Genomic DNA, 12,494 nt, shown 5'->3' on the forward strand with positions numbered 1-12,494 from the left:
GCTCACAAAACTGGGAAAATAAAAAGGCGAACCTTGAAGCAGGTTCGCCAAAAATATGGTGGTGGAGAGGAGGAGGATCGAACTCCCGACCTTCGCATTGCGAACGCGACGCTCTCCCAACTGAGCTACCCCCCCACGAAGAGGAAAGAATTATAGCAACAAGGTCTTAGCTGTCAAAAAGACAACGTCTTCACGACACCCGGAAATAGCTGACGGTCTGGCGCAACTGGTCGGCCAAACCTTCGAGTTGCTCGGCCTCGGCGGCATTGTTCTGCATGGTGGCGTTGGTTTCCTCGGCCATGGAGGCAATGTGCTCCACATGTTTGGCAATGTCGGTGGCGGTGGTGGCCTGCTCGGTGGTGGCCAGGGCCACATCCCGCACCTTGCCGAGGGAATCCAGGGCCTGGCGATGGATTTCGTCGAGCATGGCGGTGGCCTGGGTCGCCAGTTCCAGCCCCTTGTCCACCTGGGGCGCAGCCGTCGCCATGGCCTGCACGGCGGTCTGGGTCTCCTCCTGGATGGAGTCGATCATCTGGGCGATTTCCGTGGTGGCCTTGGCGGTCCGCTCTGCCAGCTTGCGCACCTCATCGGCGACGACGGCGAAACCCCGGCCCTGTTCGCCGGCCCGGGCTGCCTCAATGGCGGCGTTCAGCGCCAGCAGGTTGGTCTGGTCGGCAATCTCCTTGATCACATTGGCGATGCCACCGATCTCCTGGGAACGCTGCTGCAGCAACTGGATCTGCTCCGACGAAGTGGCCACGGTGCGGGAAATGAGCTCGATTTCCTGGGCCGCGTTCTTCACCAGACCGGCTCCCTCCTCCGCCAGGGCGGCGGTCTGGGAGGAGTTTGCTTCGGTCTGGGTGGCGATTTCGGAGACTTCGCTGATGCTCACCGTCATCTGCTCGATGGAGGCGGCCGAGGCCGAGGTGGACTGGGCTTGGTTGTGGGCCGCGACGCTGGTTTCCCGGGCCGCCACCGACACATGCTCGGCGCCGGAAGAGAGGCGGGAAGCCATGCCGTTGATGTCGCCGAAAATGTTGGCCAGCTTCTGTTGCATGGTCTGCATGGCAGCCAGAAGACTGTCGGGGGAACTGTACTCCACCGGCCGTACCAGATCGCCTTCGGCGATGTGGCGCACCACCTCCACCGCGTAGGCCGGCTCACCTCCCAGCTGGCGCAGGATGCTGCTGTTGATCAGCCAGGAGATGACGGAAAGGATGGCCAGGGTAATGACCACCATGATGCTGAACAGCAGGGCCTGCTGGCGGAATACGGCATTGACGTCATCGACGTAGATGCCCGATCCCACCACCCAGCCCCAGGCCGGGAATTCGGCCACGTAGGAAATTTTCGGCGCCGGCTGGTCGAAACCCGGCTTCGGCCACAGGTAGTCCACAAAGCCCTTGCCACTGGCCTTGACCACGTTTTCCATTTCCTGGAAGAACAGCTTGCCGTTAGGGTCCTTCAGGGCGGCCTGGGACTTGCCTTCCATATCCGGCTTGATGGGATGCATGAGCATGACCAGGTTGCGGTCCTGCACCCAGAAGTATTCCTTGCCGTCGTAGCGGACGTTGCGCAGGGAATCCATGGCCTGGCGCTTGGCCTCTTCTTCGCTCAGCTTGCCGGCCTGCTGCTGCTTGTGGAAATAGTCCACCACCCCCAGCACCGACTCCACCACATTGCGGGTCTTGAGGCGACGGTCTTCCATCAGGTTGTCCCGCAGGACGTAAAGGGAAAATATCCCGACCGCGAGCAGGCCAAGCACCACCCCGGCGAAGAAAATCATCAGGCGCGTACGCACCTTGATCCGTTCGAAATTAAACATTCGACCCCCTGACTAGAAGCCCCTCTGCGGGGGCCGCAACACGAACCGTTGAACCACCATCGGCGCTCCGGCGCCTTTTTTTCATGGTGGCAGAAAAAGCAAAAGGGGCCAACAAGTGCCGGCCCCCAGGAATCACTCGCCCGAACCGAAGGCGGCCCGCCGCAGACGGTCGGCAACCGCCGCCCAGGCCGGGCCTTCCGGCAACGCCTCGACCACGATGGTGTCGGCACCGGTGCCATCCAGCTCCCGCAGGGCCCCATAGAAGCCGTGGGCATAGCCCGCCGGATCGGCCGGCAGCATCTTCCACACATGGGGCATGCCCGCATGGGGCGGCTGACTGTGGCAGATGACGCCGCAGAAGCCGCCGCGGTGGCGCACCACGTTGAGAAAATCGAGAAGACGCTCCCGGGCCACCACTTTGAGCCGGGTGCGGGGGGCGTAATGGGCTTCCAGGGTGCCGGAGGCCCGGGGCACGGCGCCCAGGGGCTTTTCCGGCCGGACACCGATGACGGTCTCGATCTGCTCCGGGGTGATGTGGCCAGGGCGCAGCAGCCGGGGGACACCGGAAGAAAAATCGATGATGGTGGATTCGATCCCCACCGGGCAGGCTCCGCCGTCCAGGATGAAGGGCACCCGCTCGCCCAGCTCGTCAGCCACATGCTGGGCGGCGGTGGGGCTGATACGGCCGAAACGGTTGGCCGAAGGAGCTGCCACACCACCGCTGCCGCCGGCCTGGGCAAAGGCCCGCAGCAGCGCCAGGGCCACCGGATGGCCGGGCACCCGCAGACCCACCGTGTCCTGGCCGCCGGTCACGGCATCGGGCACCCAGGGCTGCTTTTTCAGAATCAGGGTCAGAGGACCGGGCCAGAAGGTCTCGGCCAACTCCCAGGCGGCCTCGGGAATATCCATGGCCCAACGCTCCAGCCAGTCATGGCCGGGCAGATGGACGATCAGGGGATGATCTGCCGGACGCCCCTTGGCGGCGAATATCTTGACCACCGCCTCCGCATTGGAGGCATCCGCCCCCAGACCGTACACCGTCTCGGTGGGCATGCCCACCAGCTCGCCGGCCTGGAGCAGTTGCACCGCCCGGTCGATATCAGCCGGGCTGGGCGGGCAGGCGGAAATGGCGGCGGCTTGCATCAGGATTCCGGCGCCCCTTTTACTCGTCCCGGATGCCGATGGCGGCGCGGGCCGCCATCGCCGCCTGCTGCACCTGCACCGGGTCTTCGCCGATGACGGTGAAGTGGCCCATCTTGCGGCCCGGGCGGGCGTGGTGCTTGCCGTAGAGGTGCAGCTTGAGGTTGGGCACGGCATAGAGCTTGGACCAGTCCGGCTCCCGGTAATGCTCGGCGCCATCCTTCTGCTCGTACCAGATGTCGCCCAGGATGTTCACCATGACGGCGGCGCTGTGGGCCCGGGCTTCGCCCAGGGGCAGGCCGCAGAGGGCCCGCACCTGCTGCTCGAACTGGTCGGTGACGCAGGTATCCAGGGAGTAGTGACCACTGTTGTGGGGCCGAGGAGCCATTTCATTGACCACCAGCCGGCCGCGGGAGATGAAGAACTCCACCCCCAGGGTGCCGATGTAGCCCAGCTTCTCGGCGATACGCTCAGCGATTTCCTGGGCGCTGTCGGCGGTGCAGGCGGAGGCCCGGGCGGGGACGATGGAGACATCCAGGATACCCTTGCGGTGCTGGTTCTCGCCCACGGGGAAGCAGGCCACCTTGCCGTTTTCATCCCGGGCCAGGACCACGGAGACTTCGTAATCCAGGGGCAGCTTCTGCTCCAGCACGCAAGCCTCGCCCTTGAAGCCGCGGAAGGCGGCCAGGGCTTCCTCCCTGCTGTTCACCACGGCCTGACCCTTGCCGTCGTAGCCGAAGCGGGCCACCTTGAGGATGCCGGGGAACAGGCCGGCACTGGCCGCCTCCAGGTCGGCCTCGCTGCGGATGGCGGCGAAGGGGCCGTGGGGCAGGCCGTTGTCCTTGAGGAAGGTCTTTTCGACGATGCGGTTCTGGCAGACGGAAACTGCCGCTGCGGCGGGGCGCACCGGCAGGAACTTGGCCAGGTAGTCCAGGGTATCGGCGGGGACGTTCTCGAATTCCGTGGTGATGGCGGCACAGCCCTGAGCCAGTTCGTCCAGGGCGGCATAGTCGTCGTAGGCGACCTGCAGGTGGCGCTCGGCGATCTGGCCGGCAGGGCTGTGGGGGTCCGGGTCCAGGACCCAGACCTTGTAGCCCATTTCGTGGGCGGCAGAAACGAAGAAGCGGCCGAGTTGGCCGCCGCCGAGCATGCCCAGGGTCGCGGGGGGCAGAATCATGGCCATGGTTCTGTTCTCTCCGCTCACACTTCCGGCAGCTTCATGGCCAGAACCTTCTCGCTCTGGGCCTGACGGAAATTGGCCAGCTTCTCGGCCAGCTCCGCATCATGGGTGGCCAGCTGGGCCACGGCGAAGAGGGCGGCGTTGGCGGCACCGGCTTCGCCGATGGCGAAGGTGGCAACGGGAATGCCCTTGGGCATCTGCACGATGGAATAGAGGGAATCCTGGCCGGAAAGGTGCTTGGAGGGCACGGGCACGCCCAGCACCGGCACGATGGTCTTGGAGGCCAGCATGCCCGGCAGATGGGCGGCACCGCCGGCACCGGCGATGATGGCCTTGAGGCCCCGCTCGGCAGCCACGGCGGCGTAGTCGAAGAGCAGGTCCGGCGTGCGGTGGGCGGAAACGACGCGGGCCTCGAAGGGCACGCCGAATTCCTTGAGCATGACGGCGGCCGCCTGCATCACGGGCCAGTCGGAATCGGAACCCATGACGATGCCGATCACGGGGTGCTTGGGCTGGTTCATTGCGCTGCCTTTCGCTCGGCGGCCTCGATGGTGTTGGCCAGGAGCATGGTGATGGTCATGGGGCCGACGCCGCCGGGCACCGGAGTGATGAGGGAAGCCACTTCCTTACAGGAATCGAAATCCACGTCGCCGCACAGCTTGCCGTCGGGCAGACGGTTGATGCCCACGTCGATGACCACGGCGCCGGGCTTGATCATGTCGCCGGTGATCATGCGCGGACGGCCCACGGCGGCCACCACGATGTCGGCGCGGGAGGTGTGGAACAGCAAATCCTTGGTCTTGGAATGGCAGATGGTGACGGTGGCGCCCGCATTGGTCAGCAGCAGGCCCATGGGCTTGCCGACGATGTTGGAGCGGCCCACCACCACGGCTTCCTTGCCGGTCAGGTCCACGCCGCCCTTTTCGAACATCTTCATGACGCCGTAGGGAGTGCAGGGAATGAAGCGGGGATTGCCCTGGGCCAGGGCGCCCACGTTCTCGGCGTGGAAACCGTCCACGTCCTTCTCGGCGGAAATGGCTTCGAGCACGGCTTCTTCGTCAAAATGCTTGGGCAGGGGCAGTTGCACCAGGATGCCGTGCACCTTGGGATCGGCGTTCAGTTCGGCAATCTTGTCCAGCACCACCTGGGGATTCACATCCTTGTCGTAGGTGATCTTCTCGGAATACAGGCCCACCTTCTCGCAGGCATTGACCTTGTTGCGCACGTACACCTGGGAAGCGGGGTCTTCGCCCACCAGAATGACCACCAGGCCGGGGCGGTGGCCCTTGGCCGTCAGGGCTGCGACGCGGGACTGGAAGCTTTCGCGCAGCTCCTGGGCCAGCGCGTTGCCGTCGAGAATTTGTGCCGTCATGGATTTCTCTGCCAACAAAAAAGAAAAGGGGAAAGGCGAATGCCTTTCCCTTTGAATTGCCGCAATTTTATCAGAACCCCGGGGAGAATGGACCCTCCCCCGGATCGCGGCCTGCCCGAGGCTCAGGCCAGAGCCACTTCGGCGGTGGCGGCCACCGCGGCCCGACCGGCGGCAAAGGCCTTGCGGTTCTGCTCCACCACCTTCTCGCCCTTGCGGGCGAAGCGCTGCAGGATGCAGTTAAGCAGGATGTCGGCGGAGAAGGGCAGATGGTCGGCCACCGCCCCCAGCATGACCGTGTTGCCGAGACGGATGTCCCCCAGATCCTTGGCGATGGCCATGGCGTCGAAGGCCACCACGCGGCAGCCGGAATCCTTCATGGAACCGACGGGATCCGCGGGGTAGTCGTAGAGCCCCAGGTCCACCACCGGCGGGGTCAGCTGGGCGGTATTCATCAGGGCGATGCCGTCGGGCACCAGCATGTGGCGCCAGCGCATGGCCTCGGCCGCCTCGAAGCCCAGCAGCACATGGGCGGTGCCCGGGGTAATCTGGGGCGACAGCACCTTGGGGCCGAAACGCAGATGGGAAGAGACCACGCCGCCGCGCTGGGCCATGCCGGCCACTTCGGTCTTTTTCACGTCGTGGCCCAGGGCGATGGCTGCCTCGGCCAGGATTTCCGTGGCCGTCATGACCCCCTGGCCGCCGATGCCGACAACAAGAATATTGGTCGTTGCAATGCTCATGGCGCGCTCTCAGTGCTTCTTGAGGATGTTGATGGGCACCACCGTCTCCGCATGGACGATGGCATCGGGGGCGCAGGGCTGGACGCAGAGGCCGCAGCCGGTACAGGCAGCAGTCTCGATGCGCACGAAGTTGAGGTCCACTTCCCGGCCGTTGGGCTTGATGGCCTTTTCCCGCCGGGTGACGTGGATCGCCGGGCAGCCCACTTCGACGCAGTTGCCGCAGCCGGTGCACTTGTCGTCCATCACCGTGAAGGGCTTGAGCTTGTGGTAGGCCTCGGTCAGCACGCAGGGCTGGTCGGTGATGATGACGGAAGGCTCGGCTACCTTGACCTCCTCGCGGATGGCCTTGAACAGCACCGGCAGCTCGTAGGGGTTCACCTTGTGCACCCGCTCCGGCTTCACGCCCAGGGCCTGCACCAGCTTGACGAAATCCACCCGCGGCGCTTCGTTGCCGTGAATGTCCAGGCCGTTGCCCGGGTTGTTCTGGCCGCCGGTCATGCCCACGGCCCGGTTGTCCAGCAGCAGCACGGTGACGTTGCCCTGGTTGTAGACGATATCCAGCAGGCCCTGCATACCCATGTGCAGGAAGGTGGAATCGCCGATCACTGCCAGAATCCGCTTGTCCTTGTCCGACTCGCCCCGGCCCTTGTCCAGGCCCAGCGCCACTCCCATGGATGCCCCCATGGAAATGCACGTATCCAGGGCGTTCCAGGGGTGACCTGCCCCCAGGGTATAGCAGCCGATGTCGCCGGCGATGGTGATGTTGCGCACCTGGGACAGGGTGTAATAGACGCCCAGGTGGGGGCAGGCCACGCACATGGTGGGCGGCCGCGGGAACACCTGCATCGGCGCCACCGCGGTGACGGCCGGCACCGGTTCGCCGCGCAGCTTGGCGATGGCGGCCTTGAGCACGGGCGGCGCCAGCTCGCCGATGCGGGGCAGGATGTCCTTGCCGTGCAGGGCGATGCCCTGGGCCTTCAGCTCGGTTTCCAGCAGGGGCTCCACCTCTTCCACCACCACCACTTCGTCGCACAGGGCCGCCAGTTCGCGGCACTTGTCGATGGGTGCCGGGCAGGAGAAGCCGAGCTTGAGCACCGGTGCCTCGGGGAAGGCTTCCTTGACGTGCATGTAGGCGGGGCCGGAGGTGATGAAGCCGAGGCGGCGGTCGCTGCCGGCCTCGATCACGTTCAAGGGAGAAACCTCGGCCTCGGCCTTGAGAGCGGCTTCCCGCTCGAACATCAGGGGCAGGCGGCGGGCGGCGCCGGAGGGGGTCATCACCCAGCGGGCCGGCTCCTTCTTGAAACCGGCGCCCACATGCTCCTGACGTTCGCCCACGGTGACCAGGGCCTTGACGTGGCAGATGCGGGTGGTGAGGCGCAGGATCACCGGCACCTGGAAGCGCTCGGACAGCTCGTAGCCGAGCTTGGTCATCTCGTAGGCTTCCTGGGAATCGGCGGGCTCCAGCACCGGCAGGTGGGCGAAGCGGCCCCAGTAGCGGGAATCCTGCTCGTTCTGGGAGGAGGAGAGGCCCACGTCGTCGGCCACGGCGATCACCAGGCCGCCGGCGACGCCGGTCAGGGTCAGGGTCATGAGGGCGTCGGAGGCCACGTTCATGCCCACGTGCTTCATGCAGCAGAAGGAGCGGGAACCGGCGTAGGCCGCGCCCACCGCCACTTCCAGGGAAACTTTTTCATTCACCGACCACTCTGCGTAGAGGTCCGGATAGGTCGAAATGACTTCCAGCATTTCCGTCGCCGGCGTGCCCGGATAGGCCGCGGCAACCTTGACGCCGGCCTCCCAGACGGCGCGGGCAACAGCTTCGTTGCCGGACATGAGCAACCGGCTCTGGGCCGGCACGGGCGCGATAGCGGCCATGTTGTCTCCCCCTGCTTTGTTTCAGGTGTTGATAAAGCGGGGGATGTTAACAGGCTCCATACGGTGGCGTCTTGACACAAGTCAACGACACGGAGGGGATAGATGCCTGAAAACAATGACTTCTGGCCATGAAAAAGGCATGCATTGCAGTCGCTTTGAAAATGCATCGCATTACCCGGTAAACCCCCTAGTTTCGGCAACCGGATTTGCGTATTACCATTGGTCCCACCGCGAAAAACGTGAAATAGTTGGCACAGGAGACCCGGAATGAATAATGCACCGCAGCAAAAGAGTGCGTTCTGGCAGTTGTACGAAAATATAGAAAAAACCTTCTTCAATTCGCTTTCGAAGAAACTGTCCAGTTTTCTGCTGCTTTTCTGCGTAGACCTGGGTTATCTGGGCGTCTATTTCTACCAGCAAAATACCATCCAGCAATTGCTGCATAGCGGCAATGCCAGCCCCGAACTGCTCGCCCGCATCGGCGCCAGCCTGGATAGCGGCCTCTACATCATGGGCGGGCTGACCCTGTTGGCCCTGGTCATGAACATCGGCCAGATCCTCTACCTGCGCCATCTCATCGTGCGGCCGGTGAAGGTCATCACCGGCATCTTCAACGAGATCGCCCGGGGCGAAGGGGATTTCTCCCGGGACCTGCCCCTCATCACCCAGGACGAATTGCGGGAGCTTTCCGCCGGTTACAACCGCTTTGCCGAAAAGATGCGGCAGATCATCGGCGAAGTGCGCAAGATGTCCGTCAGCATCGCCCGGGAGGCCGTGCTGGTGAAGGCACGGGTCGAGGACACGGTGAAGAGCGCCCGGGAACAGGTACGCCTGACGGAGACCGTGTTCACCGCCAGCAGCGAAAGCACCCGGGCCATCCAGGACGTTTCCGGCAGCACCCACGCCATTTCCGACTCGACCCACGGCAACCTGGACATCGCCCGGCAATCCCTGGGCGAGATGCAGGACATCGCCGGCAAGATCAACGCCGTCAGCGACAAGGTGACCCGTTTCAACCAGACGGTGGACGACCTTTCCCACCGCTCCGAGAGCGTCAAGCAGATCGCCGCCCTGATCCGGGACGTGGCCGACCAGACCAATCTGCTGGCCTTGAACGCCGCCATCGAGGCGGCCCGGGCCGGCGAGGCGGGCCGCGGCTTCGCCGTGGTGGCCGACGAGGTGCGCAAGCTGGCGGAGCGGGTGAACAAGGCCACCGCCGAAATCGCCGGCAACATCAACGGTGTCATCACCCTGGTGGAAAACACCCGTAGCGAAAACGACGAGATCAACGCCGACGTGCTGCAGACCCGGGAGGTGGTGAGCCGCTCCGCCGAGCAGTTCCAGCGCATGGTGGGGGATTTCGAAGGCACCAGCGAAAAGCTGCTGCAGATCGCCGCCGCCATGGAGGAACTGTCCGCCACCAACGAGCAGGTGCATGAGAATGTGGACGGCATCCACCGCCTCTCCGGCAGCGTCGCCCAGCACATGGAGGAATCGGAGCAACGCACCCTGGAGCTGGCCCAGGCCACCGAAGCGGTGCAGGAGCTGGTGTCCCGCTTCAAGATCGGCGCCGGCGCCTTCGACCAGGCGGTGGACCGCACCCGCCGCTTCCGCGACGATCTGCAGGCCGAACTGGAAGCCATGGCCAAGCGGGGCATCAACATCTTCGACCGCAGCTACCAGCCCATTCCCGACACCAACCCGCAGAAATACAAGGTCAGCTGGGGCGACACCTACGCCCAAACCTGCCAGGGCCTGCTGGAAAGCTGTCTCAAGGACATCCCGGGCTGCGCCTTCGCCGTGGGCATGACCAGCGACAGCTACCTCTCGGCCCATAACCTGAAGTACTCCAAGCCCCTCACCGGCGATTACGAGACCGACTTGGTGGGCAACCGGGTCTGCCGCAAGTTCGAGCGCCCCTCGGAACTGCGCTCCGCCGCCAACACGGAACCCATGCTGCTGCAGACCTACCAGCGGGATACCGGCGAAGTGCTGTGCGACATCGCCATGCCCATCTACGTCGGCGGCCGCCACTGGGGCAACGTGCGGGTCGGGGTGCCGGCCGACGCCCTGCTTGCCATGTGAGAAGCCGGAGCCGCCCCGGGTTCGCGCCCGGGGCGCCCAATTCCCCAATCCTGATCCAGGACAAAGCCGGGCGAACTTAGTCCGGCGACAATGTGCCACCGACCTGCCGAAGGAAAGCCATGACCAAGACTCCCCTCCTCGCCGCCGCCCTGCTGGCCCTGGGCGCCCAACTGGCCCACGCCGCCCAGCCCCTGCCCGCGGTGGATGTTTACAAGAGCCCCTACTGCGGCTGTTGCGGCCAGTGGGTGGAACACATGCAGGCCGCCGGGTTCACCGTGCGCAGCCACAACGTGGACGACGTGCCCGCCGCCCGCAAGCAGCTGGGCATGCCGGACAGCCTGGGTTCCTGCCACACCGCCCGCATCGGCAACTACGTCATCGAGGGCCATGTGCCCGCCGCCGACGTCCAGCGCCTGCTCAAGGAAAAGCCCAAGGCCGTGGGCCTGGCGGTGCCGGGCATGCCCCAGGGCACCCCGGGCATGGAGACGGCCCGACCCCAGCCCTACGACACCCTGCTGGTGAGCAACGACGGCCAGACCCGGGTCTTCGCCCGGCACTGAGACTAGCCCGCCGGGAAATAGCAGAAAACAGCAGCAAACAAAAAAGGGGCCGATGGCCCCTTTTTTTCAATGGCGATGCTCCGCCAGGCGCTAGTCCGGCCGCCCCATGGCGTCGCGGATGGCCTGCTTCGTGTTCTCCTGGTGGATGATGAAGAAGGCGACGATGGTGGCCGGCAGCCAGCCGATCAGGGTCACCTGCAACACCAGGAGGACGATGCCTACCATGACGCGGCCCTTCAGCATGACCGCCAGGAAGGGCAGGAACAGGGCCAGGATGTAGGACATGGCTCAGCCGCCGGCGCGGGGCGAGGTGCTCTGCTTGGGATCCTGCTGCTGGCGCAGGTCCAGATCCTTGGCCTGGGCATCGCTGATGATCTCCAGCACATTCACCACCTTGCGCACGCCGGCGGTAGTACGCGCCACCTCGATGGCGGCCTTGGCCTCGCGCTCGGTGACCATGCCCAGCAGGTACACCACGCTGGCTTCGGTCACCACCTTGACGTGGTTGGCGGAGAAGCGCTGGGCGTCGATGAAGCGGGCCTTCACCTTGGAGGTGATGTAGGCATCGTTGCTGCGGGCGGAAAGGGAACTGATGCCAGCCACCTGCAGGTCGTTGGTGACGCCGGCCACATTGGGCACGGCGGCGACGATCTGCTCGGCCTGGGCCTTGGCCTCCTCGCTGACCGCTTCGCCCGTCAGCAGCACCTTGCGGTTGTAGCTGGTGACATTGACGTGGAGCTTGTCCTTCAGCTGGTCGGAGAGACGGCTGGCAGCCTTCACCTCAATGCCCTCGTCTTCCACATAGGTGCCGGAAGAACGGCGGTCGGTGGCCATCAGCACGCCGGCGGTGACGCCGCCGGCAACCACGGGGAAACAGCCCTGCAGGGCCGGCACCAGGGCCGCCAGCAGCAGGGGCAGGGCGATACGGGATTTCAGGGACTTCATCATTCTTCAACTCCCAGCAAGAGACAGTCGATGCCGTCGCAGATGCAGTGGATGGACAGGAGATGGACTTCCTGAATGCGGGCGGTACGGTCGGCCGGCACGCACAGGTGCACATCGCCCCCCCGCAGCATTTCGCCGATCTTGCCGCCGCCCTTGCCGGTCAGGGCCACCACCCGCATGTCGGCATCGTGGGCAGCCTGGATGGCTTCCATGACGTTGCCCGAATTGCCGGAGGTGGAGATGGCCAGCAGCACGTCGCCGGAGCGGCCCAGGGCCCGCACCTGCTTGGCAAAGATGACGTTGTAGGCGTAATCGTTGGCGATGGCGGTAAGGATGGAGCTGTCCGTGGTCAGGGCGATGGCCGCCAGTTCCTGGCGCTCGGCCTCGAAACGCCCCACCAGCTCGGCCGCGAAGTGCTGGGCGTCGGCGGCGGAACCGCCGTTGCCGCAGGCCAGGATCTTGCCGTCGTTCACCAGGCAATTGACCATGGTTTCCACCGCTTCGGCGATGGGGGCGGCCAGCAGTTCGACGGCGTCCAGCTTGGTCTGGGCGCTGTCCTGGAATTGCTGGCTGATGCGGGAAATCAAATCCATAGTGGTTTGAGGCAGTTGCGTTGGAAAAGTGAGGGCCATTCTAACATGGGGCCTTCGCCGCCCCGGGGTAACGGCTTGTAACGGGTGGTGGCGCAGCGGCGGCACGTATTGTCGCCCCCGGGCGAGAGGGCTAGACTTCACCCCCCGCTCAGCCCCGGTGCCCTGCATGGCCGACCAGC

Annotated in this window: 12 protein-coding genes and 1 tRNA gene; 2 read left to right on the top strand and 11 right to left on the bottom strand. The window is 65.0% G+C overall.

From position 1 onward, the window contains the following. Nucleotides 1–59: 59 nt before the first annotated feature. The 8 genes from AC1RTA_RS12395 to AC1RTA_RS12430 all read right to left on the bottom strand — a co-directional run bounded on the left by AC1RTA_RS12395 (nt 60) and on the right by AC1RTA_RS12430 (nt 8,132). Nucleotides 60–135, bottom strand: a tRNA-Ala gene (locus tag AC1RTA_RS12395). 55 nt (nt 136–190) lie between these two features. After that, the gene (locus AC1RTA_RS12400) at nt 191–1,825 is read right to left on the bottom strand and encodes a methyl-accepting chemotaxis protein (protein WP_014235214.1); all 1,635 of its coding nucleotides are present in this window, start codon (nt 1,823–1,825) and stop codon (nt 191–193) included. Nucleotides 1,826–1,957: 132 nt separating this feature from the next. Continuing rightward, entirely contained in the window at nt 1,958–2,968 is a 1,011-nt protein-coding gene (locus AC1RTA_RS12405) for an L-threonylcarbamoyladenylate synthase (RefSeq protein WP_492784857.1), read from the bottom strand. A 19-nt stretch (nt 2,969–2,987) separates the two neighbouring features. After that, nucleotides 2,988–4,142 (bottom strand): 5-(carboxyamino)imidazole ribonucleotide synthase, encoded by a 1,155-nt coding sequence (locus AC1RTA_RS12410; protein WP_492784858.1) that lies wholly within the window; start codon nt 4,140–4,142, stop codon nt 2,988–2,990. 23 nt (nt 4,143–4,165) lie between these two features. Further along, on the bottom strand, nt 4,166–4,666 hold the full coding sequence (gene purE / locus AC1RTA_RS12415; RefSeq protein WP_014235217.1) for a 5-(carboxyamino)imidazole ribonucleotide mutase: 501 nt from the start codon (nt 4,664–4,666) through the stop codon (nt 4,166–4,168). Continuing rightward, entirely contained in the window at nt 4,663–5,517 is an 855-nt protein-coding gene (folD, locus tag AC1RTA_RS12420) for a bifunctional methylenetetrahydrofolate dehydrogenase/methenyltetrahydrofolate cyclohydrolase FolD (RefSeq protein ID WP_152089772.1), read from the bottom strand. Before folD ends, purE begins: the two co-directional genes overlap by 4 nt. A gap of 122 nt (nt 5,518–5,639) precedes the next feature. Continuing rightward, on the bottom strand, nt 5,640–6,257 hold the full coding sequence (locus tag AC1RTA_RS12425; protein ID WP_207222213.1) for an indolepyruvate oxidoreductase subunit beta: 618 nt from the start codon (nt 6,255–6,257) through the stop codon (nt 5,640–5,642). A gap of 9 nt (nt 6,258–6,266) precedes the next feature. Further along, nucleotides 6,267–8,132 carry a thiamine pyrophosphate-dependent enzyme gene (locus AC1RTA_RS12430; RefSeq protein ID WP_152089773.1) on the bottom strand — a complete coding sequence of 622 codons (1,866 nt, stop codon included), beginning with the start codon at nt 8,130–8,132 and terminating at the stop codon, nt 6,267–6,269. A gap of 267 nt (nt 8,133–8,399) precedes the next feature. Here AC1RTA_RS12430 and AC1RTA_RS12435 point away from each other — a divergent pair, with 267 nt between their 5' ends. After that, entirely contained in the window at nt 8,400–10,217 is a 1,818-nt protein-coding gene (locus tag AC1RTA_RS12435) for a methyl-accepting chemotaxis protein (protein WP_492784859.1), read from the top strand. Between the two features lie 119 nt (nt 10,218–10,336). Beyond that, nucleotides 10,337–10,777, top strand: coding sequence for a DUF411 domain-containing protein (locus tag AC1RTA_RS12440; protein WP_492784860.1), 441 nt, complete (start codon nt 10,337–10,339; stop codon nt 10,775–10,777). A gap of 90 nt (nt 10,778–10,867) precedes the next feature. Here the strand turns inward: AC1RTA_RS12440 and AC1RTA_RS12445 are convergent, their stop codons facing one another. Genes AC1RTA_RS12445 through AC1RTA_RS12455 form a run of 3 tightly spaced genes read right to left on the bottom strand, consistent with a single transcriptional unit; the run spans nt 10,868 to nt 12,315 of the window. Continuing rightward, nucleotides 10,868–11,062, bottom strand: a complete 195-nt coding sequence (locus tag AC1RTA_RS12445; protein ID WP_014235223.1) for a YqaE/Pmp3 family membrane protein — start codon at nt 11,060–11,062, stop codon at nt 10,868–10,870. 3 nt (nt 11,063–11,065) lie between these two features. Further along, nucleotides 11,066–11,725, bottom strand: a complete 660-nt coding sequence (locus tag AC1RTA_RS12450; protein ID WP_492784861.1) for a BON domain-containing protein — start codon at nt 11,723–11,725, stop codon at nt 11,066–11,068. After that, the gene (locus AC1RTA_RS12455) at nt 11,722–12,315 is read right to left on the bottom strand and encodes a phosphoheptose isomerase (protein WP_492784862.1); all 594 of its coding nucleotides are present in this window, start codon (nt 12,313–12,315) and stop codon (nt 11,722–11,724) included. Before AC1RTA_RS12455 ends, AC1RTA_RS12450 begins: the two co-directional genes overlap by 4 nt. Nucleotides 12,316–12,494: the final 179 nt, after the last annotated feature.

This window comes from Azospira sp. MPR-E4, assembly GCF_058809645.1.

Excerpts from the sequence above, each read along its gene's own strand:
- folD (WP_152089772.1), bottom strand. The coding sequence starts at position 5,517 with ATGACGGCACAAATTCTCGACGGCAACGCGCTGGCCCAGGAGCTGCGC.
- AC1RTA_RS12425 (WP_207222213.1), bottom strand. The coding sequence starts at position 6,257 with ATGAGCATTGCAACGACCAATATTCTTGTTGTCGGCATCGGCGGCCAG.
- AC1RTA_RS12405 (WP_492784857.1), bottom strand. The coding sequence starts at position 2,968 with ATGCAAGCCGCCGCCATTTCCGCCTGCCCGCCCAGCCCGGCTGATATC.
- purE (WP_014235217.1), bottom strand. The coding sequence starts at position 4,666 with ATGAACCAGCCCAAGCACCCCGTGATCGGCATCGTCATGGGTTCCGAT.
- AC1RTA_RS12430 (WP_152089773.1), bottom strand. The coding sequence starts at position 8,132 with ATGGCCGCTATCGCGCCCGTGCCGGCCCAGAGCCGGTTGCTCATGTCC.
- AC1RTA_RS12440 (WP_492784860.1), top strand. The coding sequence starts at position 10,337 with ATGACCAAGACTCCCCTCCTCGCCGCCGCCCTGCTGGCCCTGGGCGCC.
- AC1RTA_RS12400 (WP_014235214.1), bottom strand. The coding sequence starts at position 1,825 with ATGTTTAATTTCGAACGGATCAAGGTGCGTACGCGCCTGATGATTTTC.
- AC1RTA_RS12435 (WP_492784859.1), top strand. The coding sequence starts at position 8,400 with ATGAATAATGCACCGCAGCAAAAGAGTGCGTTCTGGCAGTTGTACGAA.
- AC1RTA_RS12445 (WP_014235223.1), bottom strand. The coding sequence starts at position 11,062 with ATGTCCTACATCCTGGCCCTGTTCCTGCCCTTCCTGGCGGTCATGCTG.
- AC1RTA_RS12455 (WP_492784862.1), bottom strand. The coding sequence starts at position 12,315 with ATGGATTTGATTTCCCGCATCAGCCAGCAATTCCAGGACAGCGCCCAG.
- AC1RTA_RS12410 (WP_492784858.1), bottom strand. The coding sequence starts at position 4,142 with ATGATTCTGCCCCCCGCGACCCTGGGCATGCTCGGCGGCGGCCAACTC.
- AC1RTA_RS12450 (WP_492784861.1), bottom strand. The coding sequence starts at position 11,725 with ATGATGAAGTCCCTGAAATCCCGTATCGCCCTGCCCCTGCTGCTGGCG.